We start from the raw sequence: 25107 nt of genomic DNA on the forward strand, positions 1-25107 counted from the left end.
GAAAATGACCTTAGAAGCCACATTGCAAAACAGCACTCGTACTATCTTCCAACAACAATTCGATTGTGAGATTCCTGCGGAGGCGGTTACTATCAATATCACCAAGAAAGAACACGAAGGGGATTATACCATCGTTGTATTTCCATTGATTAAATTCTCGAAGAAAAATCCGGAACAAACCGCCGAGATATTAGGTGCTCAATTGAAGGAAACTACCGGTATCGTCGCCTCGTTCAATGTCATCAAGGGCTTCCTAAATCTTTCCCTATCGGCTTCTTATTGGATTCGGCACCTGAATGAAATTTCTCAAAACAAAACGTTTGGAACTTTTGCTGAGAATAAAAGGAAAGTGGTTTTAGAATATTGTGGACCCAACACCAACAAGCCTCTACACATCGGCCACGTCCGCAATATGCTTTTGGGTTTTTCCATGAGTGAGATTTTGAAAGCATCGGGCAATGACGTAACCAAAGTAAACATCTATAACGACCGAGGAATCGCCATTTGTCAAAGTATGGTGGCTTATAACAGATATGCCAAAGGCGCTACGCCACAATCCACCGGTATCAAAGGCGATCACTTTGTGGGCGATTGGTATGTCATGTTCAATCAGGTGGTTCAGGAAGAATTGAAGGCTATTCCAAACCTTCCTGCCGACAAAGATGAAGCACGGAAACTGACTCCCATTTTCAAAGAAGCACAGGAAATGTTGCTGAAATGGGAAGCTGGCGACGAAGCCACCATTTCTCTTTGGAAACAGATGAACGATTGGGTGTATGAAGGGTTTCATAAAACCTTTGAAATTTTGGGGGTTGATTTTCAGAAGGATTACTTCGAAAGCAAAACCTATAAACTGGGCAAAGACATCGTTGAAGAAGGAATTGAAAAGAAAGTTTACTTCAAAAAACCGGATGGCTCCGTCGCGGTTGATTTAACCGAAGAAAAACTGGATGAGAAGATCCTGCTTCGGGCAGATGGCACTTCGCTTTATATCACTCAGGATTTGGCTACGGCACAATTGCGCTACGACGAATTCAAGATGGAGCAGATGATTTATGTCGTGGCCAACGAGCAGGACTATCATTTTAAAGTCCTGAAACTAGCCTTACAGAAATTGGGCAAAACATGGGCCGATGGCATCTACCATTTGTCGTATGGTTTGGTCGAATCGCCGACTGGTCGTTTTAAATCGCGCGAAGGCAAAACCGCCGATGCCGATGATTTAATTGCAGAAGTGTTGCGCATTGCCGAAGAGAAAACAAAAGAACTGGGAAAGATTGAAGGCTTCACCGACGAACAGGCGAAAGAACTATATCGCACCATTGGGTTGGGCGCTTTGAAGTATTTCATCCTCCGAGTAAATCCTTACAAAAAAATCATCTTCAATCCCGAAGAGAGTATTGATTTTCATGGGCACACGGGGCCTTTCATTCAATATACCCACGCCCGGATATGCGCCATTTTGCGCAAAGCGGCTGTGCAAGAAAATTGGTCTGCCGTATCCATTGATTCTGTGCCGATTGCCGATGTGGAGCGCGAACTCATTCTCCAACTCAGCGAATATGAGAACACCGTAAAGGCCGCTTCCGACAAATTCGACCCATCTGAAATTGCCAATTACGCCTATGCGCTTGCCAAAACCTATAACAAGTTCTATCACGACCAGCCGGTGCTAACCGCCGCTACTCCCGAAGAGAAGCAATTGCGCGTCGCTCTTTCCGCGCAAACCGGACGGGTGATTAAACAAGCCATGAAATTGTTGGGGATTGATGTGCCGGAGAAGATGTAACCCCTCCCTGCTTTTTTTATAATATTTAATTCTGCAAAGTGCGTCGTTAAAGACGCGCGGATGATTGTTGATGTCGAAAAGTTGTCCGTCAATGAGGCAAAGATGAACGTCAATAAGGGGAAGTTGTTCGTCAAAGAGGCAAAGATGTACGTCAATAAGGGAAAGTTGACCGTCAATATCGCCAAGACGACTGTCAATGAGGCAAAGATGGCTGTGAATAAGGCCAAAACAGGTGCGCTTTCAATCAAAACCCCATTTTTTCATTAAAAATCAAACAGAAACCTTCCACATAGCCCACGGTTTAAACCGTGGGTTATATTGAAGCGATGAGGCTTCCCGCACTGGGAATGTCGTTCCCCGCACAAGGGAAGTCGTTTCCCGGGCAAGCAATGTCGTTCCCCGCACGTGGAAAGTCGTTTCCCGGGCAAGCAATGTCGTTTCCCGCACGTGGGAAGTCGTTTCCCGGGCAAGCAATGTCGTTTCCCGTACATGGAATGTCGTTTCCCGAACATGGAAAGTCGTTTCCCGAGCAACCAATATCGTTTCCAGGACCTCCGAAAATCAGGTTCACAGTGCCAAATCCCCATTTTTTATCAAAAACCACCATTTTTTCATTAAAAATCAAACAAAAACCTTCCACATAGCCCACGGTTTAAACCGTGGGCTATGTGGAAGCGCGCAATCATCCCTAACTGGTCGTAGGTTATTTGCCTACGGCCTACAAGGATTGGAGCTTATAGCTGCATTCAAAAAACCAAAGGGTAGGACGCTTATTTCGGCTTAAGCGCAAACTATGCCAAGGAGTTCAAACTACAAAAGTCTTTGAGACTTTTGTAGTTTATTAAAAGGTTTAAACCGTGGGCTATGTGGAAGCGGGTTTCTTTGAAACATTAAAACATCCTAAAGGGTTCTGAAAAGCGGCTTCAAAAATTACTTTTGTCATTCAAAATCCACCATTTCAATTCATCCCCTTGAGCGATAGCCTAGTCATCATCCCTACCTATAATGAAATAGGCAACATCGAACGAATGATTCGGACGGTGTTTTCCTTGCCCAAAGCTTTTCATTTGTTGATTATTGATGATGGCTCGCCCGATGGGACAGCTGCAAAGGTGAAAGAACTGCAACAGGAGTTTGGCGAACAATTGTTTCTGCTGGAACGAGCCGGGAAATTGGGCTTAGGCACAGCATACATTGCCGGTTTCAAATGGGCTTTAGAGCGGGACTACCAATATATTTTTGAAATGGATTGTGACTTTAGCCATCCACCGGCTGACTTGGTGCGGCTGTATGAAACCTGCGCGAAGGAGGGCTTTGATGTGGCTATTGGTTCACGATATGTGAAGGGAGGAGGCTTTGTAAATTGGCCGGCAGACCGTATCTGGATTTCGCGCATTGCGTCTTGGTATGTAAACCTGATTACTTGGATAGGTATCCGCGACACTACGGCGGGCTTTGTTTGTTATACAAGGAAGGTGATTGATACTATAAACCTCAATAAAATTACGTTCGTGGGCTATGCTTTTCAGATTGAAATGAAGTTCATTGCCAAGAAATTGGGCTTTCGGTTGAAGGAAATTCCGATCATTTTTACCGAAAGAGTGGAGGGCGTTTCAAAAATGAGCCGCCATATCATTAAAGAAGGATTTGCGGGCGTACTGCTGATTCAATTGCAAAGTTTTTACACAGACTATCGGAAATAATTTACAAGGCTGAGATTGACAACTCTGCCACTGCTTCTGCGTATCCTATATATAAATACGCAATTATGAAGTGGATATCTCTACTCGTTTGGATATTGTTTTGGATGGCACTAATTTTCTCGTAACACACGAGATAGTTATAGTTTCATCACCCGTGTGATGGCGCTTTTGTTTCCCACATAGGTTTTGATAAGGTATATGCCTATCGGGGCATCATTCCCTGATGAGTTTTTGCCATCCCAAATCAACTGCTTGCCGCTCGTTTTTGGAATTCTTTTCAATAGCGTTCCATTTAGATCAAATACATCGGCATAAACCTCCCCTCCATCTCCATCATTTCTTTTCATTGAAGTAGCATGATGGAAAGGATTTGGATAATAATTGATAGACAGAATATTTGTTGGATCTTCCTTTATTGAAGATGGAGTAAATATCTTGTTGGAATAAATACCGTTTCCGTGGGTGGCCACCACGATGGTGTTGTCGAAAGTGCGGGAGGTAATCATGTTGACGTTTACATTGCCGATAGTGTTGGCGCCCTCTTGCGTCCAGATAGTTTGTGTGCCTTTCAATAGGTCGGTGGAGTATAATCCGGTACTGGTTCCTACAAAATAGCGGAGGGTGGTTCCGTCGTTATAAATATGCCCCCAGAATACTGCGGGGCCGTTACCCGTCCCATCCGGATTCTGTTCCAGATTGCCGCTTACGTCCATCCAAGAGGCTCCGCCATCAATCGTATAAAAGACACTTCTTACTCCGTAGTTAGAAAAAGTAACCAGCACTCTGTTGGAATCTAACCGGTCCGCTTCCACGCAGCTAACGTAGGCGCCAGTTGGGAAGTCGGTACCGGTGATGCCTTGTCTGCTTGCCGCCACATTTGTTTTACAGCCAGAGATTTTAAATACCTGCCCGTCAGAAGTCCCAAAGTAGAGCAGATCGGTATTGGCTTCGCTGATGTCTAAGGAAGAAATTTTGGGAGCAAAAATGCTATTGCCCATGCTGCTGCCCTGAAGTGTTTTCCATCCTTGAGTGATAGGCAGTTTTTCGTTCTCCGTTATGGGAATGTAGTTCAAGGAATCGTTTCGACGGATGACGTTCCCTGATACATACATCACGTTATCATCCAGCGGGTCGAGAATAAAGGGATTGATGAATCCGTATCCGCCGCCGCCTTTCTGGTCAATGCGGGTTCTTCGGAGTTGTTCGCCATTATCTCCTAATGTCAATTTGTAAAGTTTGCCATTCTGCCAGCTCAAGTAGTAAATCAATTCGCTTTTCTTTTCAGTACCTTTTGGACTTGGATAATATTTGTTATGCGCTATAGCACAGTATGAGCCATCACCATAAAACACCTTTGCCCAAGGTTGCTTGTAATCCGCTGTATTGGTAAAATAAGTTCCGTTGTCCTGCAAACCTCCAACAATGACTTCGCTAGTAGTATTGCCCGGTTCGATTGCACAAGTGTAAAACTGCCCGGTGTTATATCCGTTGTTGAGAGAACTCCAGGCAACGGTGGGTGCAAGAATATTTTCTGATTTAATCACACCGCCATCGCTTCCCGAAATGGCCACCGACGGGTTGGATGGAAGAAATAGAAGTTTGTGTTCATCCGAATGGTGATTGGGATAACTGTAACCAGAAAAGCTCAAAGCAGTATCGCAACGATAGCCGCCCACCCAATCATAAATAGGAGAGGAGAAGCCATCATAAGAGCGGTAAAGATTGGTTCCGCCTATAATCACAATGTTTGTGTCGAGCGGATGAACCACCACGAGCAGATTATAGGAACTTTGCGAATTGAATTTCTGAACATCAAAGTTATCCCAAGTAAAGCAATGGTCATTTGGGATATTGTTGGTCCGATTAATCCATTGCCCACCGGTTGAACTTCCATCTCCGGAAAGGTAGTGATACTTCCAAAGACTGTGACCAGTTGCGCCCACCCCGGGTGTTTGAGCAATAAAATATACCTGCGATTCATCACTGGGTGCAATGCCAATTTCAATGCGACTATAAGAGCCTGCAAATCCGATGGGTGTGATGTTGGTCCAATTTACTCCATCGGTACTTCTGTAGATTCCTCCGGATGATTCACTGATGTTTTCTTTTGATATCGTAGCATACATAACCCCAGTAGAGGTTATTGCTACGTCTGTGTACATAGATATTCCCGCGACCGCGGTATCAAGTCCCAGGACGGATGTCCAACTAATTCCACCGTCTGTACTTCGCCAAATGCCGTTGATAACTGCGGCAAGGACTTCATCTTCATTGCTGTTTGCAGGGTTGGTAGCTATTTCCCATACAAAGTCAAAATCTCTTTTACTCTCTAAGGTAGTGGGGGTATTTGAAATAGTAGAAGGAAGTTGGGTCCAATTTTTCCCTCCGTTGATTGATTTGAAAATTCCATCGCCTGAGAACCGAGCAGAAAAACTAGAAGCACTGACAATGGCATATTCTTCACCGGTACCATAATACCAGGTATCTGTTTTGCCAATTCTTTTGTCTTGTGCTACGCAGGTAGTAGAGTGCAATTGAAGGGGAGCCGTAGTTTTGGAAAAGCTGGCTCCTCCATCAGTACTTCGCCACATACCACCAGAAACCTGCCCGGCCAGAATGATGTCTTCATCGGTTATATCCAAGGACAACGCCCTAGTTCTTCCCCCCAGATTATAGGGTCCCCGATTTTGCCATTCCGTACTTCTTGATGCCGCATTACGCTGTGGCAAAGATGTAACAAACAAAAGTTCTTGTCGTCGAATGTTTATTGGAATTTCTCCGGTTTTAGGATCGCGCAAGCGTTCATAATTATATTGGGCTAAACCTTCGCGATCATCCGGCATTTCTGCGGCATTCAATGACTGTCTGTTTTCTTTAAACGAAAAGGATGATTGCGCCATCCAAAGAGTATAGAAGAGAGAGAATCCAAGTACCGTGAAAGCTAATAGGTATTTTTTCATAATTCTGTTGAAGGATAGAACGATCCAAAAATAAATTTTTGAAACTCAGCGAATGTTAGATGCCGGAAATAGAGGAAAATCAATCGGTCGGGTTATCGCTACCTTCACTAGAAGGATATCCATCTACCGCCGGAAGGTTAAAATCTCCGGCAGGATTGTCTTTAATAACGTCTAAATCAATCTCTTGAAAATTATTATTCAATAGTCCGGTAGCTGGATCGAAATAATCTTTGTGCCTCGTAATGATATTGCCATCCTCATCTAACGAATCAGGTAAAGCGGAGGCATCGGCAGAAGGTGTAATAGCTCCGTCCAGTATAATTGGAGTTTCTTCCAAATAATTGTCGTCATTAAAATCTGTCCGATTATTTAATTTAGAATCTTCCATACAACCTGCCATAAAGAGCAAGAGCAACAAAACATAATTTTTGATTAAAAGCACAGGATAAAAGTAAGGGAAAAAATAAGGCTTAACGTTAAATAATTAAATATTTGGCTACTCAGCAACACTTGTTGATTAATAACAAAGGGAATATCCCCGGTCTGATTATTTTCGCCCCTCTTTTTAACGTGAAATAATATGGATAAACCTGAAAGAATACATTGCTTAATTGTCGGATCGGGGCCAGCCGGCTACACTGCTGCGATTTATGCTGCTCGTGCTAACCTCAAGCCTATGATGTACACCGGATTACTTCAGGGGGGGCAATTAATGAATACAACCGATGTAGAAAACTATCCGGGGTATGCAGATGGCGTTTTAGGGCCTGAGATGATGGAGGATTTTAAAAAGCAGGCTGAGCGTTTCGGAACAGACATCCGTTTTGGCATGGCAACTAAGGTTGCTTTTTCTGTTAGTCCTAAAAAGGTTTGGATTGACGATGAGAAGATAATTGAAGCAGATGTAGTGATATTAGCGACCGGTGCAGAAGCTAAATGGTTAGGGCTGCCCGGTGAAAAACGATTGAATGGTTCCGGAGTGAGTGCCTGTGCGGTTTGCGATGGCTTCTTTTATAAAGGAACAGAAGTGGCCATTGTAGGAGCAGGAGACACCGCCTGTGAAGAGGCAATATACTTGGCCAAACTTTGCACCAAGGTTCACATGATTATTCGCCGCGATGAAATGAGGGCCAGTAAAATTATGCAGGATCGGGTGCAGAATACAAAGAATATTCAGGTCTATTGGAATAGCGAAACCGATGAGATTCTGGGAGAAAATGTAGTAGAGTCGGTAAGAATCCACAATAACAAAACAGGAGAGAAGATTACTATTCCTATTTCGGGTTTTTTTGTCGCTATTGGTCATCAGCCAAACTCGGAGGTATTCAAAGATTTCATTAAGACGGATAAAGAAGGGTATGTTCTTACGGCACCAGATTCTACCAAGACCAATGTAGAAGGCGTCTTTGCATGTGGCGACTTACAGGACAAAACATTTCGTCAGGCGGTGACTGCCGCAGGGACGGGTTGTATGGCCGCGTTGGAAGCAGAAAGATGGTTGAGCGCACACGGCATTCATTAATAGGTAGAAGTAGTCGAGTACAATAAAGAATGAAGAATTGCGTTTTTTTAATTACGTTTATATTATGAATCTGGTTTACCGTTTTCTTGTCCTGTTTCTTGTTTTCGTTTTGACTGGGTCTTTTGTCCTCCAGAAGCAAAATGAGTCATGGATTTATCAGCGCGAAAAGCAAGGAATCAAGGTGTTTACCAAGAAAAGCATTTGGGGTAAACTGCGGGATTCGAAGGCAGTGATGCAGGTAGCCGCGACTCCGGAGCAAATGCTTCTTACGCTTACAGATTTTGACAATTATAAATCTTGGGTACCTCGTTGCGGAAAGTCCCGCCTGCTAGCTCGTTTGAATGACAACGAATTTATAGCTTACCTATATTTTGATGCTCCGTGGCCTGTGAAAAATAGAGATTGTGTAATTCGGGTAAAAATCGAAAAGAATCCTGCAAGTGGAGTCATTACATTGACTCAAACATCCGAGCCCAAATATATTCGAGAGGAATCTGACGTGGTTCGCATAGAGCAACTTGTTTCTCGTTGGTCACTTATTCCTAAAAAAGAAGGAGGCGCTACCGTTATCAACGAATACTCATCCAATCCGGGTGAAGCCTTCCCGATTGGATGACGAATACTCAAAGTGTTGAAAATCCGATGGAAACCTTTGAAAATCTGCAACAGAAGATTGCTAAAGAAAATAAGCACTACACAACTTTTCCACAACACTCTTTTCCCTCCTCCTGTTTCATTAGTTTCGCGATTAGTTGTCGGTTCTCCGGCTTCTAATTTCTAACTTTTAATTTCTAGACATGCCTGAATTTATACATCTCCACTCACATACCCAGTATTCACTTTTGGATGGCGCAGCTTCTATTTCAGGTATGTATGCCAAAGCAGCTAAAGATGGAATGAAAGGCTTAGCGATTACCGACCACGGCAATATGTTCGGCGTCTTTGATTTTGTCGCCGAAGCCACCAAGCATAAACTTGCGGACGGAAGTTCTATAAAGCCAATTGTAGGATGTGAATTCTATTTGGTCGCTGATAGACAGAAAAAGACTTTCACCAAAGAAGATAAGGACAAACGTTTTCATCAGTTATTGATTGCGAAGAATGCAGACGGGTATAAAAATCTGGTGAAGCTTTGTTCTCTGGGATACACGGAGGGTATGTATGGCAAATACCCGCGCGTGGATAAAGAACTTATTTTAAAGTACCACAAAAACCTGATTGCCACTACTTGTTGCATTGGGGCAGAAGTTCCTCAAGCTATCTTAAAGAAGGGAGAAGCAGAAGGAAGAAAGGTATTTGAATCGTGGTATGATTTGTTTGGTGAAGACTATTATATCGAATTGCAGCGTCATGGAATGGGCGAACAGGACAAGGTGAATGAGGTTCTGTTGAAGTTTGCAAAAGAATATAAGGTGAAAGTCATTGCGACTAACGATTCCCACTACGTTGACCAGAAAGACAGCAACGCCCACGATATTCTTCTTTGTATTAACACAGGCGAAAAGCAAAGCACTCCAACCTTCAAAGAGTTCTCGGATGATGATACCCAGCAAAAAGGCAAACGCTTCGCCTTCTTCAATGACCAATTCTATTTCAAAACGCAGGCAGAAATGGCAGCACTATTTAGTGATTTGCCCGAAGCCCTTGATAACACGCATGACATTTTAGGTAAAGTGGAAACACTCAAATTGAAGCAGGACATCATGCTGCCTAATTTCCCTATCCCAAAAGAATATCAAATACATCAGGACAGTGTACTTAATCAATGGGAATATTTGAAACATCTGGCCTTTGAAGGTGCCAAGAAGCGGTATAAAGAAATTAGTCCCGAAGTGGAGGACCGGTTGAACTTCGAGTTATTCACCATCAAGACGATGGGTTTTGCCGGGTACTTCCTGATAGTTGCAGACTTTATTCAAGCCGGTAGGGATTTAGGTGTGGTCATTGGGCCGGGCAGAGGTTCAGCAGCAGGAAGTGTAGTTGCTTATTGTATAGGCATCACCAACATTGATCCCATTGCTTATAATTTACTCTTCGAGCGTTTCTTGAATCCAGACCGAAAGTCAATGCCCGATATAGACACTGACTTTGATGATGAAGGTCGCGATAAGGTGATTGACTATGTGGTGAAAAAATATGGCAGGAATCAGGTGGCGCAGATTGTTACCTATAGCACCATGGCGGCCAAGGTCAGCATCAAGGACGTGGCACGGGTGCTTGACCTTCCTTTGAATGAATCTCTTGCTCTGACAAAATTAGTTCCGGACAAACCCGGGATGGAATTAAACCGGCTACTCCATGCCGACATTGAAGGAGATGGAGGGTTGAAGAAGAAAGAATCCCTATCATCCGAAGAAATTGAGGATGTCAAAAAGCTTCGTGAAGTTTATGCTAAAGATGATCTGGGAAGCAAAGTATTGCACGAGGCAGAAGTTTTAGAAGGCGGTGTGCGCGGTACCGGTGTTCATGCTGCCGGAATCATCATTGCGCCGACTGATATCACCGATATACTGCCGGTTGCTACTTCTAAAGAAACCGACCTTTATTTGACCCAATATCAGGGAAAAGTGATTGAAGACGCAGGCGTTATCAAGATGGACTTTTTGGGTTTAAAGACTCTGACTATTATTCGAGATGCTTTAAAACTGATTAAGAAAAACCACGGTGTTGAGATAGACATTGATACTATTCCTTTGGATGATGCCAAAACATTTGAATTATACCAACACGGCGAAACTAACGGCACATTCCAATTTGAAAGTGCCGGAATGCAGAAGTATCTCAAAGAATTAAAGCCTGATAAATTTGATGACCTTATTGCGATGAATGCACTCTATCGTCCGGGTCCTATCGCTTATATTCCAAACTTTATACTTCGGAAACATGGTAAAGAACAGATCAGCTATGACCTTCCAGAAATGGAGGAGTATTTGAAAGACACCTATGGCATAACCGTATATCAAGAGCAGGTGATGCTTCTGTCACAAAAGTTGGCAGGATTCAGCAAGGGAGATGCCGATGTGTTGCGCAAAGCGATGGGGAAGAAGGATAGAAAGACGCTCGACAAAATGAAGAGTAAATTCATGGAGGGGTCTTTGTCGAACGGGCTGGCTGATAAATCTTTGGAAAAAATTTGGACCGACTGGGAAGCCTTCGCTCAATATGCCTTCAATAAATCACACTCCACCTGCTATGCTTTCGTGGCGTTCCAAACAGCTTATCTAAAAGCCAATTATCCGGCGGAGTATATGAGCGCTGTGCTTTCCAACAACCAAGGGAACATAGATAAAATCACCTTCTTTATGGAAGAGTGCAAGCGGATGGGCCTTCCGGTTAAGGGGCCGGATATCAACGAAAGCGACATTCGTTTCTCGGTTAACAAAAAAGGAGAGATCCGCTATGCACTATCCGCTATCAAAGGAGTAGGCGATGCCGCGGTAGAAGCTATTGTTTCAGAAAGAGAGAAAAATGGTGCTTTTAAAACGATTTATGAGTTCACCAAGCGGGTAAACCTCCGATCGGTGAATAAGAAATCGGTTGAGGCACTCGCTTATGCAGGTGCCTTCGATTGTTTTGCTGAATATCATCGGGCACAATATTTCGAACCTGATATTAAAGACAAAATGAGTCTGATTGAAAAGGCTTTGAAATACGGGAGTAGTGTTCAGACCAACACAGGGGCACAACAAAATTCTCTTTTTGGTGATGCCGGAGGCGGCTTTGATATTGCCGAACCTATATCTGTGGGCTGCGAGGAGTGGAGTTTACTCGAAAAGCTAAAAAAAGAAAAAGAGGTCACCGGCGTTTATATCAGTGGCCATCCGCTGGATGATTACCGCCTAGAGATTCAAACCTTTACCAATTGTAAACTGAATGATATTGATAAAAAGAAGGACAAGGAATTAAAAATAGCTGGTATCGTTACCTCTACCGAAACCAAATATTCTAAAAACGGAAATCAGTATTGCCGATTTACTATCGAGGATTTTGATGGGACTTACAGCCTCGCTTTGTTTGGGAAGGACTATCTCAATTTCAAAACCTTTATCGAAACACCCGGTGCTTTGTTGCACATCAACGGCAAGTATCAAACGCGATGGGACGGCAAAGAGTATGAGTTTAAAATCATCCACATTGAACTGCTCTCTGACATCAGAAACAAGTTCACCAAAAGCTTTACGATTGAATTGATTGCCTCCGACCTCAACGATAAACTCATGGCAGATTTACAAGCTATTATTTCTAAATATCCCGGAAACACCAAAATGCGCATGAAGTTTATTGACCTAGAAGAGGGGTTGTCTGTCGGGCTGAACTCATCTAACAACTCTATTGAACTGAGCAATGAACTGCTCAAGGAATTAGACCATAAGTATGTAACTTACTCACTCAATTAGGAATGAAGACTTTGAAATAGAAGTCATAAGGACAGACGAAATCTTCGAGCTCCGAAGTTTGATTGATTATTAGATTACTTAATCAGCGTCACGCTTCCTTTCAAATAACGGGTGGTATTATCATCGAATACTACCTTAACGGAATAGGCATAAACGCCCAAAGGTGCCGGCTTGCCTTTATAGGTTCCGTCCCACCCTTCATTAACATCATTAGACTCATATACCTTTTCGCCAACTCTATCAAAAACGCTAACCTCGGCATACCGCGTACCCAAGGCATAAACTAGGAATAAATCATTAGCGCCGTCCCCATTTGGAGAGAATACATTTGGCACAAATACTCGTGCATTCTGATAAATGGTGATATAGTTGATTCTGGTGAAGGTGTCGTCACAACCATATTGATTGGCAGCTACGAGCACTATGGTATAAACTCCGGGAGACGTATAGGTATGTGATGGTGATCGTTGGGTAGATGAGTTGCCATCTCCAAAATCCCATACCCAGCTATCAGAGTTGGTAGATTGATTATTAAAGTTGATTGGAGAAGATTCATCACTATAGCTCGTCAGAGGAGTAGCATCAAAACTGGCCTTTGCTCCTGAGTAAACCGTTACGGTCTGAGTCGCAATATGGCTACAAGTTCCTAAATGAGCCGTCAAGATGACTGTATAACTTCCTCCAGAGTTATAGGTATGTGTTGGATTATCTACGTTTGACGTAGTTCCATCTCCAAAGTCCCATACATAACTATTACCGGTTGCCGGTGTGGAAGTATTTATAAATGAAGAGGGCATTCCGGTACAAACGGGTGTATACGTGAAAGACGCAACAGGTGTTGGATTAACATTGACTGTAACGGTTGCTGAATCTTTACAGCCATTATTATCCGTAACGGTAACCACGTAATCCGTCGTTTGTGTTGGTGTTGCTTCCGGATTCGAGATATTTGGATTATTCAAACTACCCGTTGGGCTCCAGGAATAAGTTGTACCTCCACTGGCATTTAACTGTGCAGGTTCACCACAAATATTCACTGGGGAGGGAGCGGTTATTTGCGGTAGCCCATTTACGGTGAACGTTTTGCTGTCGCTGGCTGGACAGCCATTATTTGGGTCCGTGAAGGAATAGCTAAGGATATGCGCACCTACACCGGCAACGGCTGGATCAAAAATGCCACTTGGATCACTGATGCCGGTACCACTCCAAGCCCCGCCCGCAGGAGAAAAACCAGTTAAAGAATCTGCCGGATTATTAATGCAAATACCATCATCATTTCCGGCATTTACAATAGGAGCAGGAGAAACCGCTATAACTATTTCATTACTTGGCAATCCCGAACAACCCTGATTATCCGCCACGCAGGTAATGGCCGCACCATCATTCAAACTGGAAGATGTATAGGTATTGGATGCACTACTTTGAAGAACCGTGCCCCCATTAGAGAAAATATAAGTGGTATAACCGGCAGGCAAGGCCGTAAAGGTAACGGGGCTTCCCTGACAGATGGAATCTGCGCTACTGGTAATCGTGATAGCAGGAATGGGACTGACACTAATAATGATAGGTGGTGTAGGCGCGCTATTGCATCCGTCCAAGGAACCAGTAATTACTACCGTATCATTATTATTAAAGCCAGTGGAGGTGTAAGTGACACTGGCCGTATTTTGCACAGAGACTGAATTGACTTTGAAATCATAGGAAGTAGGGCTGGGAGGCTGAGCGGTGCTTACAGAAATCGTAATAGATTCTCCTTGGCAAATGCCGGTCGTAGAAGCTGAACTATTAATTTGAGGAGTAGGTTTGACTGTTGTTTTAATAACATTGCTCCATCCGCTGGTGCATCCATTGGCATCTTTTACCAACACAATTACCTGATTACCTTGTCCTAATTGGGTCGTAGTCCAAGTATTAGAAACCGAAGATTGTTGTTGCGAACCTCCATTATAAAAAAGATACGTGCCTTGACCTGGTGGCGTCGCAGAAAACACGACCAAATCTCCACTACATATCGTATCATTCGCAATTGAACTACTTATAGTGGCCGCAGCTGGAAGCGGGTTAGCTTTGATTGTATTGCTCGCATTACTGAAACAGCCTCCGTTACTGCCAAACACTCGTACACTATCGCCTGCTGCCAGATTGCCCTGATAGGCACTAGAAGAGGACAACTGAATAAGCGAATCATTCAGGAAAAAAGCATAAGCAGCGAACCCACTGCCAGCCGAAAATGTAGTTGGCGTTCCAGCACAAACAGGGGTAGGGAAAGAGGTAAGAGTCATGTTGGTAGCCGAGGCGTTGACGTTAAAAGTCAGTGAGTCTCCAACGGGGCCGCCAGCGGTCGTGACCATCACCCGAACAGTATGACTTCCCGGGGTTAGAAAAAATGCGATTGCCTTGGGGGTGGGGCTGCTAAAATTTCTTGGGTTACTATTTGGACCAAAACTCCACTGATAGAAACTTCCCACGATAGAGGTCGTAAACGTATCCGTACAACCGACAATCGTAGGGTTGCCGGAATGAGTGATGTTGCTAAATCCGAAGGTGCAGAATCCCAAAACAAACAGGGCAATCAGAAGTACTCGAAATGTTTTGGTCATAGCTTTAGAGGTATAGGAAGACGTGCTTTATCCGCATTTTAAAAGATAAGATGCAAAAAGTGCGCAACAAGTTGGAAGGCACAGAAGATATTTCTTTGACCGAATTGGGTAGTTCGAGGTTATCGCACTAGAGTAACGTTGCCGTTTCGCTTTTCGATTTTAGAGCCTCCCGGTGAATTAGCATCTGGCACCTCTAACTCTATATAATAAACATAGGTACCCACTGGTTGATCTTTGCTACCAAATTTACCATCCCAGAAGGTGTTGGCATTGTGAACCAACTGTCCCCAACGGTTATAGATACGGAAGGTGTTGATATTTACAGTTCCATTAGACACAGGGCCGAAGGTTTTGTTTTGGGCCATATTTCCACCCGGAGCAAAAGCATTAGGCATATCAAACTCACCCGCAATGATAACCACTATACTGTCGTAACCGTCACAATTTCCGCTTTCCCCTTCGCTCACCGTAACATAGTAAACAGTATTGACCGAAGTGGTAATAATAGGATTAGCGCAATCTGTGCAACTGAGTCCTTCTACAGGCGACCAATTATAGGAAGGAGCCTCTGTTCCGCTTACCGTTAATGTCACCTGATGTGTTTCGCCCGGTCCACCAATGATGGAGTCAGGGCTGGCATTCACCGATATTTGGTCTGGCTGAGGAACTGTAGCGCTTTCAGTATAAGTACAACCAAAAACCAAATTCTTTATGTTAATGGTATAGTCTCCGCCCGAAAGATTTCTAAAAGCTGTATCAAACTGAAAACCACCTCCGTTTAGTGCAAACTGGAATACTCCACTCTGCGGATCTGCCGGGGTGATGATGATGCCTCCGTCATTTCCATTGCACGATGCCGGCTCTACCCTTACGTTGAACTCAGCGTTTGAAACTCCCTGTGGAATAGAGATAATTCCATTACCCATACAACCAACAGAATCTGTGATGGTGAAATTATAATTACCCGGAGGGATATTGCTAAACTGACCGGTCATATTAGTGGCAAAGCCTTCTAAAGAATAAGTACGTGAACCTGCTCCACCGGTTCCTCCGGTATCAACAATCGAAAGATTTCCATAAGCCGGCTCGGCACAAAGATGCAAGTCCAAGATAGAAGTGTACCAAATCTGTGTAGAAGGGATGAACGCTCCTGATGCCGTAACCGAACAACTATTCGCGCCCGATACCGTCACAGAAAAAGCCCCTGCTGAAAAGTTATACACCGTATCATTGCTGCTTCCATTGCTCCACTGATATGTATAAGGAGGAATGCCTTGTGTTGGATTGACAGAAGCCTGTCCATTTATTTCACCATAACAAATACCTGCCCTGTATGAAAGTCCCATAATCGGGGTAGGCTTTACAAATGTACGAACGATATTGCTCCAAGCACTTTGGCAACCATTGGCATCTTGAACAATTACAATGACCTGATTTCCCTGTCCTAATTGGGTGGTTGACCAAGTGTTCGTTGCGTTCGCTTGTTGCTGAGCACCGCCGTTATAAAACAAATATTTATTTCCTCCTGCAGGGTTAGCGGTAAAAACAACCAACTCGCCACTACAAATTGTATCATTAGCAATTGAACTGGTCAATGTAGCTGCCCCGGGCAATGGGTTGGCGCGGATAGCGGCGCTGCCATTGCTAAAGCAACCTCCATTAGAACCAAATACCCGAACACTGTCATTAGAACCTAGGACCGCCTGAAACGCATCGCTGGCCGAAAGCTGCTTCAACGTATCATTTATAAAGAAGGCGTAGCCTGCATATTGAGTCCCGCCTGCGCTAAAGGTAGTCGTTACCCCTTGACAAACCGGACTTGGGAAAGCGGTCAGCGTGACGCTGCCAGTTCCTGCAAGGACATTGACTATTAAAGTTTCTACTACCGGGCCACCGCCAGTGGTGATCGTCACCTTTACGGTACGCGAACCGGGAGTTAAAAATACCGTTCCCCCGGCGGGCAATGCGCTGCTCATGGTGCTTGGATAAGAGTTCGGTCCAAAATCCCATGCATACAAGGACCCGATTAGGGTAGTAGTGGTGAACGTATCAGCACAACCTACCACAGGTGGATTAATGGATATACGGTTAATGGCTGCCTGGGTGGTGGTGCCAAATCCTATGATCAATAGAGAAAACAAAAGGGCTTTAGAAAGCATTTTCATAATTATTTTTTGCGTTGAATACGTGTTTGTAAACCAGTCCTTAAAATCGGTTGCGAATATTAGAATCCTTCGCCATTAAACAAAGAATTTGGGCAACAAATTGCTAACCATATAAACTTTTACACCCAACCGAACTCTTGCGGACTATAGCTGAATGATTATTTTCGGCGCTCTTTTAAATAAATTATGGCTGAAATAAACATTCAAAAATACACGCGTCGCGCGTCGCGCAAAAAGAAGGAATTGGGTCGCTTTTTAGTCCGTTTAGGGAAAAAGCCTTTTAAAGGCCTCTTAAAGCAGGTAAACATTGCCGAAAAAGAAACCTGGAAAGAAATCAACTGCATGGAGTGTGCCAACTGTTGCAAGAAGATGACTCCCACCTATAACCGCAAGGATATATTGCGCATTGCCAAACACTTCAAAATGACTTATAAGCAGTTTTTTGATAAATGGCTGATCATTGACAAAAACAAAGATATTATCAACCAAAGCATTCCCTGCCAATTTCTGGGCAAGGACAACCTGTGCACCATATACGATATCCGCCCTTTAGATTGTGCAGATTTTCCACACTTCAACCGCAGAGATTTCCGCTATCAGGCTGCCGAAAAAACCTATACCCAAAATATGGTTTACTGTCCCGCTACCCTCGTGCTGGTTGAAAAACTGAAAGAACAAATCGAAGCAGATTTATAAACCTCCAAACAATAAACACAGCAGATGAAATACTATAACAACATTATCGAAACCATCGGAAACACTCCTTTGGTTAAATTGAATAAGCTCACTAAAGATATTCCCGGTCTGTTTCTGGCCAAGGTGGAATATTTCAACCCCGGAAACTCCATTAAAGACCGTATCGGTTTGAAAATGATACTCGATGCCGAGCGCGACGGAAAACTAAAGCCCGGCGGAACCATCATTGAATGTACCTCCGGCAACACCGGTATGGGGCTGGCGCTCACCTCCGTAGTGAAAGGATATAAGTGCATCTTCACCACCACCGAAAAACAATCCAAACAGAAACTCGACATACTTCGCGCCTTGGGTGCCGAAGTCATCGTTTGTCCTACGAATGTAGAACCCGACGATCCGCGCTCTTACTATTCTATCGCCAAAAGATTGGCCAAAGAAATTCCCAATTCATATCACATGAATCAATACGACAACCTCAGCAACCGCGCCGCGCATTATGAAAGCACCGGTCCTGAAATATGGGAACAAACCGAAGGAAAGGTAACTCACTACATCACGACCATCGGCACCGGAGGAACCGTTATGGGTGTGGCCATGTATTTAAAAGAGAAGAACCCTAATATTAAAGTTTGGGGCATTGATGCCTATGGTTCTTTGCTCAAGAAATTTCACGACACCGGCGAACTGGATATGAATGAAGTATATCCCTACTTTGCCGAGGGCATTGGCGAAGACTTCATCCCGGCTAACTACGACATGAAATTTATTGACCACATCGAACAGGTGACGGACAAAGACGGAGCCATCATGGCGCGGAAATTAGCCAAGGAAGAAGGTCTCTTCTGTGGCTACAGCGCCGGAACTGTGATGCAGGGGCTGATGCAGATGAAAGATAAATTCAAGAAAGATGATGTAGTCGTTGTTATCCTTCACGACCACGGCAGCCGCTATGTGGCCAAGATATATAACGACAGTTGGATGAAAGAGCGCGGCTTCCTCACCAACGAAGTGCTGACCGCCAAGACCATCATAGAGCGCAAACAAATTCGCGACATTATTTGTGCCGAACCAAAAGAAACCGTAGCGGCTGTTTTCCAGAAGATGAAAGAAATGCACATCACCCAACTACCGGTGATGGAAGGCAACAAAAACTTAGGCAGCATCACCGAACACCAGATTCTGCGCCTCTTGATAGAAGACGCTGCCCATAAAGAAGACGAAGTAGGCAAAGTGATGGGCAAGCCCTTTCCACTGGTTGACCTCAGTTTAACAGCTCCAGAAATCTCTAAACTCATATCAAAAGATAATACCGCCGTGTTGGTGCTTGCCAACTCCGGTGCCTTGCACATCATTACCGAGTTTGATTTGATAGAAGCAATGGCTTGATGAATGTTGAATTATGAGTGCTGAATGTTGAATCTCCTTCCTGCATTTCTACGAAAGGCTTTGTATTAACAAGGGGTCATGACACAAAGTTACAACAAGGGGTCCACTGACCCCTTGCTATAAGGAAGCTTCTGATGGAGTTTGGTAAAATTTACGACGTCGTTACCGTGATAGGGTCGCAAACAAGACTGGCGCCGAAATCATTCACGGCATACACACTGACAGTGTATTTGAATTGAGACGTGAAGCCTGAAAGCGTCGTCTTGCGATGGGTATCGGTTTTGAAGGCTACAATTTCCGCCGCTACTGCGGTGGGTGTTCGTTTTACCAAGCACCTTTGGATGGTTAGTGATAACACTGGCCCGGACGCAAAGCGTATTTGCACAGGCGCTGTGCAAATGTGCATGACCTCTTTGCAAACTTGCATCACCCTTTTGCAAACGTGCATGGCTGCTTTGCAAATTTGCATCACCCTTTTTCATATTTGCTTGCCCTCTTTGCAAACTTGCATGAGTCTTTTGCAAACTTGCTTGCCTTCTTTGCAAACTTGCTTGCCCTCCATGCAAACTTGCATGAGCCTTTTGCAAATTTGCATGGCCTCTGTGCAAATTTGCTTTTGAGGCCGGAATGGATAAAGAAGGCTGATTTGGGTTCATTTTGAGGCTTTTTTGGGCTTTTTACCACTTTTCAAAAACATAAGCAAACCTAAGCCCCGAAGCATTACCCAAAAATGGGGAATTGTCATAATAGTGTCATTTTTTTGGGGGGTAGGCGCGATTCCATCCCTCAAAGGGATGGAATCGCTGAAAGAAGTTATACTTTCAAACCTTAAAATTCATTTCATATAAAACCAAATCCTATGAAACACATTTACCTGCTGCTCTTCTCCCTTTTAGCTTTTACATCTGCTCAAAGCCTTTCGGTGACTATCACTGCGGATAAAACGGTGGCTTGTCCCGGTGGTTCGGTAAATCTTTCGGCAACCGTAACCGAGCTTCGCAACCAGATTCACTTTTGGTTTATGAATGGAGTTATACGGGCAATGGTTCTTTGTCAAACAGCGATAATGATTCTACCATCTTTACTATGCCCGATTCGGGAGATGTAACTATTCAGGTGAAAGTGGTGGATGGAAATGATAGCACGACGAATGAGATTATGTTGAAGAGTGCGTGGTTGAAAGTGAATCTCATTTCTCAAGCGGATTCCCTTGATTGCAATAGTAACGCTCTGCTTATTGCCTATACTTCTGGCTCCACCTGGGGACAGCAGGGTAAATTTTATCACTGGTACGGATATGGCGATAGCGATAGCGCTTCTTTTATCACTATCAGCCAAGCAGGAATATATTATGTGAAAGTGGAGAATAGTTCTGGTTGTCTCGCATCAGACACAGTGGAAATCAAATATCGAGATGGAGTAAGTAACCACGTTGATTTTGACATCCCTTATCCGGTCTGCCAGAATTGTACTGTTACTTTCACTAACACTTCAGAAAAACAAGGAGGGGTGTGGAAAACAGAATGGGAGCTACCCGGTTGCGCGGTGGAACCTTGGTATTGTCCAGCAAATCCCTTTACCGCCATAAATCCTGGAGGCTATTCTGTCAGACTTACGATGGATAGCGCAGGCTGTAGGTTTTCTATAACTAAAGTCATTACGGTGTTACCCGAAACCAGCCCATATTGTACTTATCCTAATGGATGCACTGTGGGTATCGAAGAAGACCCAGCAGATAGACTCATTCAGATTTCTCCCAATCCCAACGCAGGACGAGTCAGCATTCACCTTCAAGATATTCCGCTGCCTGTTCGGGCGGAACTGTATGATTTGTTGGGAAGAAAGATGAATATCTTTCAGATTACGCAGTCTGTTCAGGAACTGGATTTATCTTTGGTGGAAGACGGGATTTATTTTCTCTTGTTCCATCAAAACGAAAGGACGGTGTTGAAACGAGTGGTGATTAGTAGGTAAAGGGTTGAGTCTATAATCTTTAATGGGAATGATAAACTACAAAAGTTTTAGAAACTTTTGTAGTCTATTCAGCAGCGATGAGTTTGGAATGTTGAATGTTCAATGACAATATCATTGCTTTGATTAATTCCGTTTTCAATCGAGGTATTCATATCTTTCACTCAAATACACATTATTCACAGCTTCAGGTTTTGAGGAACAGAAAGGCTTACTATTTTTGTGTGCATCAATATTTAACCAAAAACAAGTTTAAAGAACATGAAAAATTTACTTACCGTCCTGTTTCTATGCATTTATGCCCTTACCAAAGCACAGTCTGGCGACATCACCGTGCCGTATAATACGATGGTAAGCATTATCCTTTCTGAAGAATTGAAAGAAGGAAAGAATAAAGTGGGTACCCCGCCAAGTTTGTTGTGGCTGAAGATGTGAAAGTGAACGACGAAGTGGCTATTGCAAAAAATGCACCTGTTACCGGAACGGTTACTATTTCAAAGAGGGGTGAATTGAGAGTGGAGATGGTTGATGTGACCGCCGTGGACGGAAGCCGCCTGAAACTGGCTGATTGTTGGTCTTTTACTACCGCAGCTCAAAATCAAAAATCAAGAGGCGCGATGTTTGTAAAGGGCTTTAGAAAGAATTGCTATACGCCTGAGAAATATATAGTAAAGAAATCAGCCGGCAAATTCTAAAGATGGGTCGAAGATCGTCGCAATAAATCAAAATCGCATTTCTGCGAACCGCCATCACGAAGGCGATAACTTATAACCAAAACAAATCAAAATGAAACTAAAAACCATAATACTGTCTGGCCTGATGTCGTTGGCCTGTTTTTCTATGCTTCACGCACAACAGGCACAATATGATCTGGCGGTCGTAGGTTATTTTTATGATACGCCGAAGCCGCAAATAGTCATTTCTATGAATGGCGAAAAGTTTGAGCAGGCAGATGTGGAAAGAGAGGAATTGCAGAATGCGCGTTGGGGTATTAATTTGAATCCACTGATTAAACGAGTGAACAAGCTTCAAAGCGAAGGTTGGGAAGTGGTAGGAGGATTGAGTACCAGTGGATTGCCGGCTATCTCCATGTTTTATTATAGTCTGCGGAAGAAGAAGTAGGTATAAATACTTCGATATGGATATAAAACAGAAAAGCCGCTTCAGAGAAGCGGCTTTTCTGTTTTGAATATTGGAATAAGGTTTATTTCTTCTTTCCTTTTTTAGCATCACCAGTCGTAGCAAAACAGAACGAAACATTTGAGCCGCGAACGACTAAAGCCCATTCAGTTCCTTCGGTAAGTGGAGTGCTTGGAACAAATTTGTAAACACCTGGAGAAACCTTAGTGTACTCCACAGCAATATCGTCTCTTTGAACAGATTTGCCTTTACCGCCAAAAGCGCCCGCCATAGCAGCAGCAGATTGTGCTAATTCTACTTCGCGGGTATCCTTAGCTACCATTACTTTGGTCAAATAAAGAATACCTTCTGGATCTGTTTCAGCATCATTTAGTTTGATGATGAACTGTGCATCACTCGGATCAATCTTGACAGGAGAGTGTCCGCCTAACAAGTTGAGGAAAGTAACGACACTGGCACCATAACTAAAGCCTTTGGTTTTGGATTTTATTTCCATCGTAGGCTTTTCTAGTTTGCTGAGGGAACCATCCTTCTTAATCAGCATGGGGCTCATTTTGAAGTCAGGAATCTGAACGTCTTGTGCGAACACAAATGCGGACGATAATATCACCGCAAGGAAAATGCTAATTGTCTTTTTCATATTGTTTGTTTTTGGTTTCGGCAAATGTAGAAAAGAAACTAAAATAGAACCAAGGAAACAGGATGATTTTTGAAAGGTAAACTTCTCTTGATTCTATCCCTGTATTTTCTTAATCAAACCGGTCAGTACATTGCCCGGTCCAATCTCGACAAATTCAGTTGCACCGTCTGCCAGCATTTGGCGCACTGACTGTGTCCAACGAACAGGCGCGGTGAGTTGAGCAATCAAGTTCAATTTGATTTGAGTCGCATCGGTTTCTGCTTTGGCCGTTGCGTTCTGGTAGATAGGGCAGGAGGGTTGGTTGAAATTGGATTGATGGATGGCCTCGGCCAGTTCCTGTCGGGCAGGTTCCATCAAGGGCGAATGGAAAGCTCCGCCAACTGGCAGTGTAATCACTCTTTTCACTCCGGCGGCTTTCAGTTTTTCCGAAGCCAGTTCAATTCCTTTCACCGTGCCGGAAATAACCAACTGTCCCGGTGAGTTATAGTTGGCAGGCACTACTATTTCATCAGAAATTTCTTTACAGATATTTTCAACCTGCTCCTCGCTGGCATAACCAATCACCGCAGCCATGGTGGAAGGCTGCAACTCACAGGCCTTTTGCATGGCTCGCGCCCGAATGGAGACCAACTTCAATCCGTCCTCAAAACCTAAAGTTTTGTTTGCCACCAAAGCAGAGAACTCGCCCAAAGAATGACCGGCTACCATATCCGGCTGGAAGTTTTGCATCAATGCAGCTGCTATCACCGAATGGATAAAAACGGCGGGTTGGGTTACTTTGGTTTGTTTCAATTCTTCATCCGTTCCCTCAAACATGATTTTTGAGATAGGGAATCCGAGTAGCTCATCGGCGGTGGCAAACATTTTTTGCCGTTTCAGATTGATCAAATAAATCTTTTCCCATTCCGGTAAACTGGGAGCCTTGTCCGGGGAATATGTATGCTTTCATGGTGTTAGGTTAATGGTTGGCAGATGGCGGTTAGCAGATGGCAAAGCGGTTAACTGCTAGCTTAACTTCGTCGAAATCAAATTGATAAACTCGCTTCTTGTGGAATGATTTTCAAACTCTCCGGTGAATGCGGAAGTAGTAGTAGTGGAGTTTTGTTTCTCCACTCCGCGAATCATCATGCAAAGATGTTTGGCTTCCACAACTACTGCTACCCCTAATGGTTGAAGAGCTTCCTGCACGCAGTTTCTTATTTGGCAAGTGAGTCTTTCCTGCACTTGTAGGCGACGAGAAAACACGTCAACTACTCTGGCCAGTTTACTTAATCCGACAATTTTTCCATTGGGGATATATGCGATGTGAGCGCGGCCATAGAAGGGGAGGAGGTGATGCTCGCAAAGAGAGAATAGTTCAATGTCTTTCACGATAATCATCTCGCTATGATGCTCGTCAAAGATGGCTGACTTTAATATTTCTATGGCGTCTAACTGATAACCCTGCGTCATAAAGTGCATGGCTTTGGCAATGCGCTCCGGGGTGCGCGCGAGTCCTTCGCGGTTGGGGTCTTCTCCCAGCGTTTTAATGATTTCACTGTAGTTCTTTTTCAGCAACTCTAGCGATTGCTGATCATAGGTTTCTGTTTTCTGATATTTTTTCATGATAAAGGTTTTTGGTTTGGCCTTTAGCGCTTCACAGAAATGAAAAAAGCCAAGTCAATCTATTGTATTTACTGCTAACGGTCATCTGCGAGCCGTTAACTATTTTTCTCCGTAATATTCGACATAGATATTTTCTGTCTCGGTCAATTTGATACAGTGTAGCTTGCATCCTTTCAGTTGAGGTTCTATCCATCTCCAAATCAGTCGAACTACGTTTTCGATGCTGGGCATTTGGTCTTTCAATTCAGGTACATCCAAGTTGAAATTCTTGTGGTCTAACTTGTCAATCACTTCCTTTTTCAGAATTTTGCTGAGATCATGTGCATTGATTACAAAGCCGGTGTCGGGATCCGGTTCGCCTTTCACGGTTACAAATAAATCGTAGTTATGGCCGTGCCAATTTTTATTGGCACACTTTCCAAAGACTTTCCGGTTTTGTTCCTCATCCCACTTGGGCTGGTAGAGACGGTGCGCGCCGTTGAAATGCTCTCTTCTTGTGAGGTAAACCATATCCGGTTATTTCGAGTAAATTT

At 43.8% G+C, this 25107-nt stretch carries 22 protein-coding genes and 1 pseudogene; 13 read left to right on the forward strand and 10 right to left on the reverse strand.

Translation table 11 applies throughout. The features are described 5' to 3' along the window. Positions 1-4: 4 nt before the first annotated feature. Both IPP77_03030 and IPP77_03035 read left to right on the forward strand, forming a co-directional pair. Positions 5-1789 (forward strand): arginine--tRNA ligase, encoded by a 1785-nt coding sequence (locus IPP77_03030; GenBank protein ID MBL0308677.1) that lies wholly within the window; start codon positions 5-7, stop codon positions 1787-1789. A gap of 60 nt (positions 1790-1849) precedes the next feature. After that, a complete protein-coding gene (locus IPP77_03035) occupies positions 1850-2056 on the forward strand; it encodes a hypothetical protein (GenBank protein MBL0308678.1) in 207 nt (68 codons plus the stop codon). Between the two features lie 46 nt (positions 2057-2102). Here IPP77_03035 and IPP77_03040 read toward each other — a convergent pair whose 3' ends face one another. Next, on the reverse strand, positions 2103-2429 hold the full coding sequence (locus IPP77_03040; GenBank protein ID MBL0308679.1) for a hypothetical protein: 327 nt from the start codon (positions 2427-2429) through the stop codon (positions 2103-2105). Between the two features lie 331 nt (positions 2430-2760). On the opposite strand from IPP77_03040, the gene IPP77_03045 reads away from it, so the two are divergent. Next, positions 2761-3492: a polyprenol monophosphomannose synthase gene (locus IPP77_03045; GenBank protein MBL0308680.1), complete on the forward strand. Its 732-nt coding sequence runs from the start codon at positions 2761-2763 to the stop codon at positions 3490-3492. 137 nt (positions 3493-3629) lie between these two features. Here IPP77_03045 and IPP77_03050 read toward each other — a convergent pair whose 3' ends face one another. Continuing rightward, positions 3630-6452, reverse strand: a complete 2823-nt coding sequence (locus tag IPP77_03050) for a T9SS type A sorting domain-containing protein (protein ID MBL0308681.1) — start codon at positions 6450-6452, stop codon at positions 3630-3632. 79 nt (positions 6453-6531) lie between these two features. Further along, positions 6532-6894: a hypothetical protein gene (locus tag IPP77_03055; protein MBL0308682.1), complete on the reverse strand. Its 363-nt coding sequence runs from the start codon at positions 6892-6894 to the stop codon at positions 6532-6534. 138 nt (positions 6895-7032) lie between these two features. On the opposite strand from IPP77_03055, the gene trxB reads away from it, so the two are divergent. From trxB to dnaE, 3 genes are all read left to right on the forward strand, one after another. Further along, positions 7033-7974, forward strand: a complete 942-nt coding sequence (gene trxB / locus IPP77_03060; protein MBL0308683.1) for a thioredoxin-disulfide reductase — start codon at positions 7033-7035, stop codon at positions 7972-7974. Between the two features lie 64 nt (positions 7975-8038). Continuing rightward, a complete protein-coding gene (locus tag IPP77_03065; protein MBL0308684.1) occupies positions 8039-8590 on the forward strand; it encodes a hypothetical protein in 552 nt (183 codons plus the stop codon). A 181-nt stretch (positions 8591-8771) separates the two neighbouring features. Next, a complete protein-coding gene (gene dnaE, locus IPP77_03070; protein ID MBL0308685.1) occupies positions 8772-12371 on the forward strand; it encodes a DNA polymerase III subunit alpha in 3600 nt (1199 codons plus the stop codon). Between the two features lie 74 nt (positions 12372-12445). On the opposite strand, the gene IPP77_03075 is transcribed toward dnaE, so the two are convergent. Both IPP77_03075 and IPP77_03080 read right to left on the reverse strand, forming a co-directional pair. Next, positions 12446-14971, reverse strand: a complete 2526-nt coding sequence (locus IPP77_03075) for a PKD domain-containing protein (GenBank protein MBL0308686.1) — start codon at positions 14969-14971, stop codon at positions 12446-12448. 119 nt (positions 14972-15090) lie between these two features. Then, positions 15091-17136 (reverse strand): gliding motility-associated C-terminal domain-containing protein, encoded by a 2046-nt coding sequence (locus IPP77_03080; GenBank protein MBL0308687.1) that lies wholly within the window; start codon positions 17134-17136, stop codon positions 15091-15093. Between the two features lie 186 nt (positions 17137-17322). Between IPP77_03080 and IPP77_03085 the strand changes: the two genes are divergently transcribed. Both IPP77_03085 and IPP77_03090 read left to right on the forward strand, forming a co-directional pair. Further along, a complete protein-coding gene (locus IPP77_03085) occupies positions 17323-17832 on the forward strand; it encodes a YkgJ family cysteine cluster protein (GenBank protein MBL0308688.1) in 510 nt (169 codons plus the stop codon). A gap of 24 nt (positions 17833-17856) precedes the next feature. Beyond that, entirely contained in the window at positions 17857-19218 is a 1362-nt protein-coding gene (locus IPP77_03090; protein ID MBL0308689.1) for a pyridoxal-phosphate dependent enzyme, read from the forward strand. Positions 19219-19369: 151 nt separating this feature from the next. On the opposite strand, the gene IPP77_03095 is transcribed toward IPP77_03090, so the two are convergent. Then, positions 19370-19690: a fibronectin type III domain-containing protein gene (locus IPP77_03095; GenBank protein MBL0308690.1), complete on the reverse strand. Its 321-nt coding sequence runs from the start codon at positions 19688-19690 to the stop codon at positions 19370-19372. Positions 19691-20077: 387 nt separating this feature from the next. On the opposite strand from IPP77_03095, the gene IPP77_03100 reads away from it, so the two are divergent. The 5 genes from IPP77_03100 (at position 20078) to IPP77_03120 (ending at position 22311) form a co-directional block, all read left to right on the forward strand. Beyond that, positions 20078-20326, forward strand: a complete 249-nt coding sequence (locus tag IPP77_03100) for a hypothetical protein (GenBank protein ID MBL0308691.1) — start codon at positions 20078-20080, stop codon at positions 20324-20326. Then, the gene (locus tag IPP77_03105; GenBank protein ID MBL0308692.1) at positions 20305-21192 is read left to right on the forward strand and encodes a T9SS type A sorting domain-containing protein; all 888 of its coding nucleotides are present in this window, start codon (positions 20305-20307) and stop codon (positions 21190-21192) included. The genes IPP77_03100 and IPP77_03105 overlap by 22 nt, the downstream gene beginning before the upstream one ends. 258 nt (positions 21193-21450) lie before the next feature. After that, positions 21451-21624: a hypothetical protein gene (locus IPP77_03110; GenBank protein MBL0308693.1), complete on the forward strand. Its 174-nt coding sequence runs from the start codon at positions 21451-21453 to the stop codon at positions 21622-21624. A gap of 2 nt (positions 21625-21626) precedes the next feature. Beyond that, positions 21627-21884 (forward strand): hypothetical protein, encoded by a 258-nt coding sequence (locus IPP77_03115; protein ID MBL0308694.1) that lies wholly within the window; start codon positions 21627-21629, stop codon positions 21882-21884. Positions 21885-21975: 91 nt separating this feature from the next. After that, a complete protein-coding gene (locus IPP77_03120; GenBank protein MBL0308695.1) occupies positions 21976-22311 on the forward strand; it encodes a hypothetical protein in 336 nt (111 codons plus the stop codon). An 82-nt stretch (positions 22312-22393) separates the two neighbouring features. Here the strand turns inward: IPP77_03120 and IPP77_03125 are convergent, their stop codons facing one another. From IPP77_03125 to IPP77_03140, 4 genes and pseudogenes are all read right to left on the reverse strand, one after another. After that, a complete protein-coding gene (locus IPP77_03125) occupies positions 22394-22969 on the reverse strand; it encodes a hypothetical protein (protein MBL0308696.1) in 576 nt (191 codons plus the stop codon). A gap of 93 nt (positions 22970-23062) precedes the next feature. Then, positions 23063-23918 (reverse strand): annotated as a pseudogene (gene fabD / locus IPP77_03130) (ACP S-malonyltransferase). A 56-nt stretch (positions 23919-23974) separates the two neighbouring features. After that, the gene (folE, locus tag IPP77_03135) at positions 23975-24574 is read right to left on the reverse strand and encodes a GTP cyclohydrolase I FolE (protein ID MBL0308697.1); all 600 of its coding nucleotides are present in this window, start codon (positions 24572-24574) and stop codon (positions 23975-23977) included. 99 nt (positions 24575-24673) lie between these two features. Further along, a complete protein-coding gene (locus IPP77_03140) occupies positions 24674-25084 on the reverse strand; it encodes a 6-carboxytetrahydropterin synthase (GenBank protein MBL0308698.1) in 411 nt (136 codons plus the stop codon). Positions 25085-25107 lie beyond the last annotated feature (23 nt).

This window comes from Bacteroidota bacterium (assembly GCA_016722375.1).
Taxonomy (GTDB): domain Bacteria; phylum Bacteroidota; class Bacteroidia; order Chitinophagales; family LD1; genus Bog-950.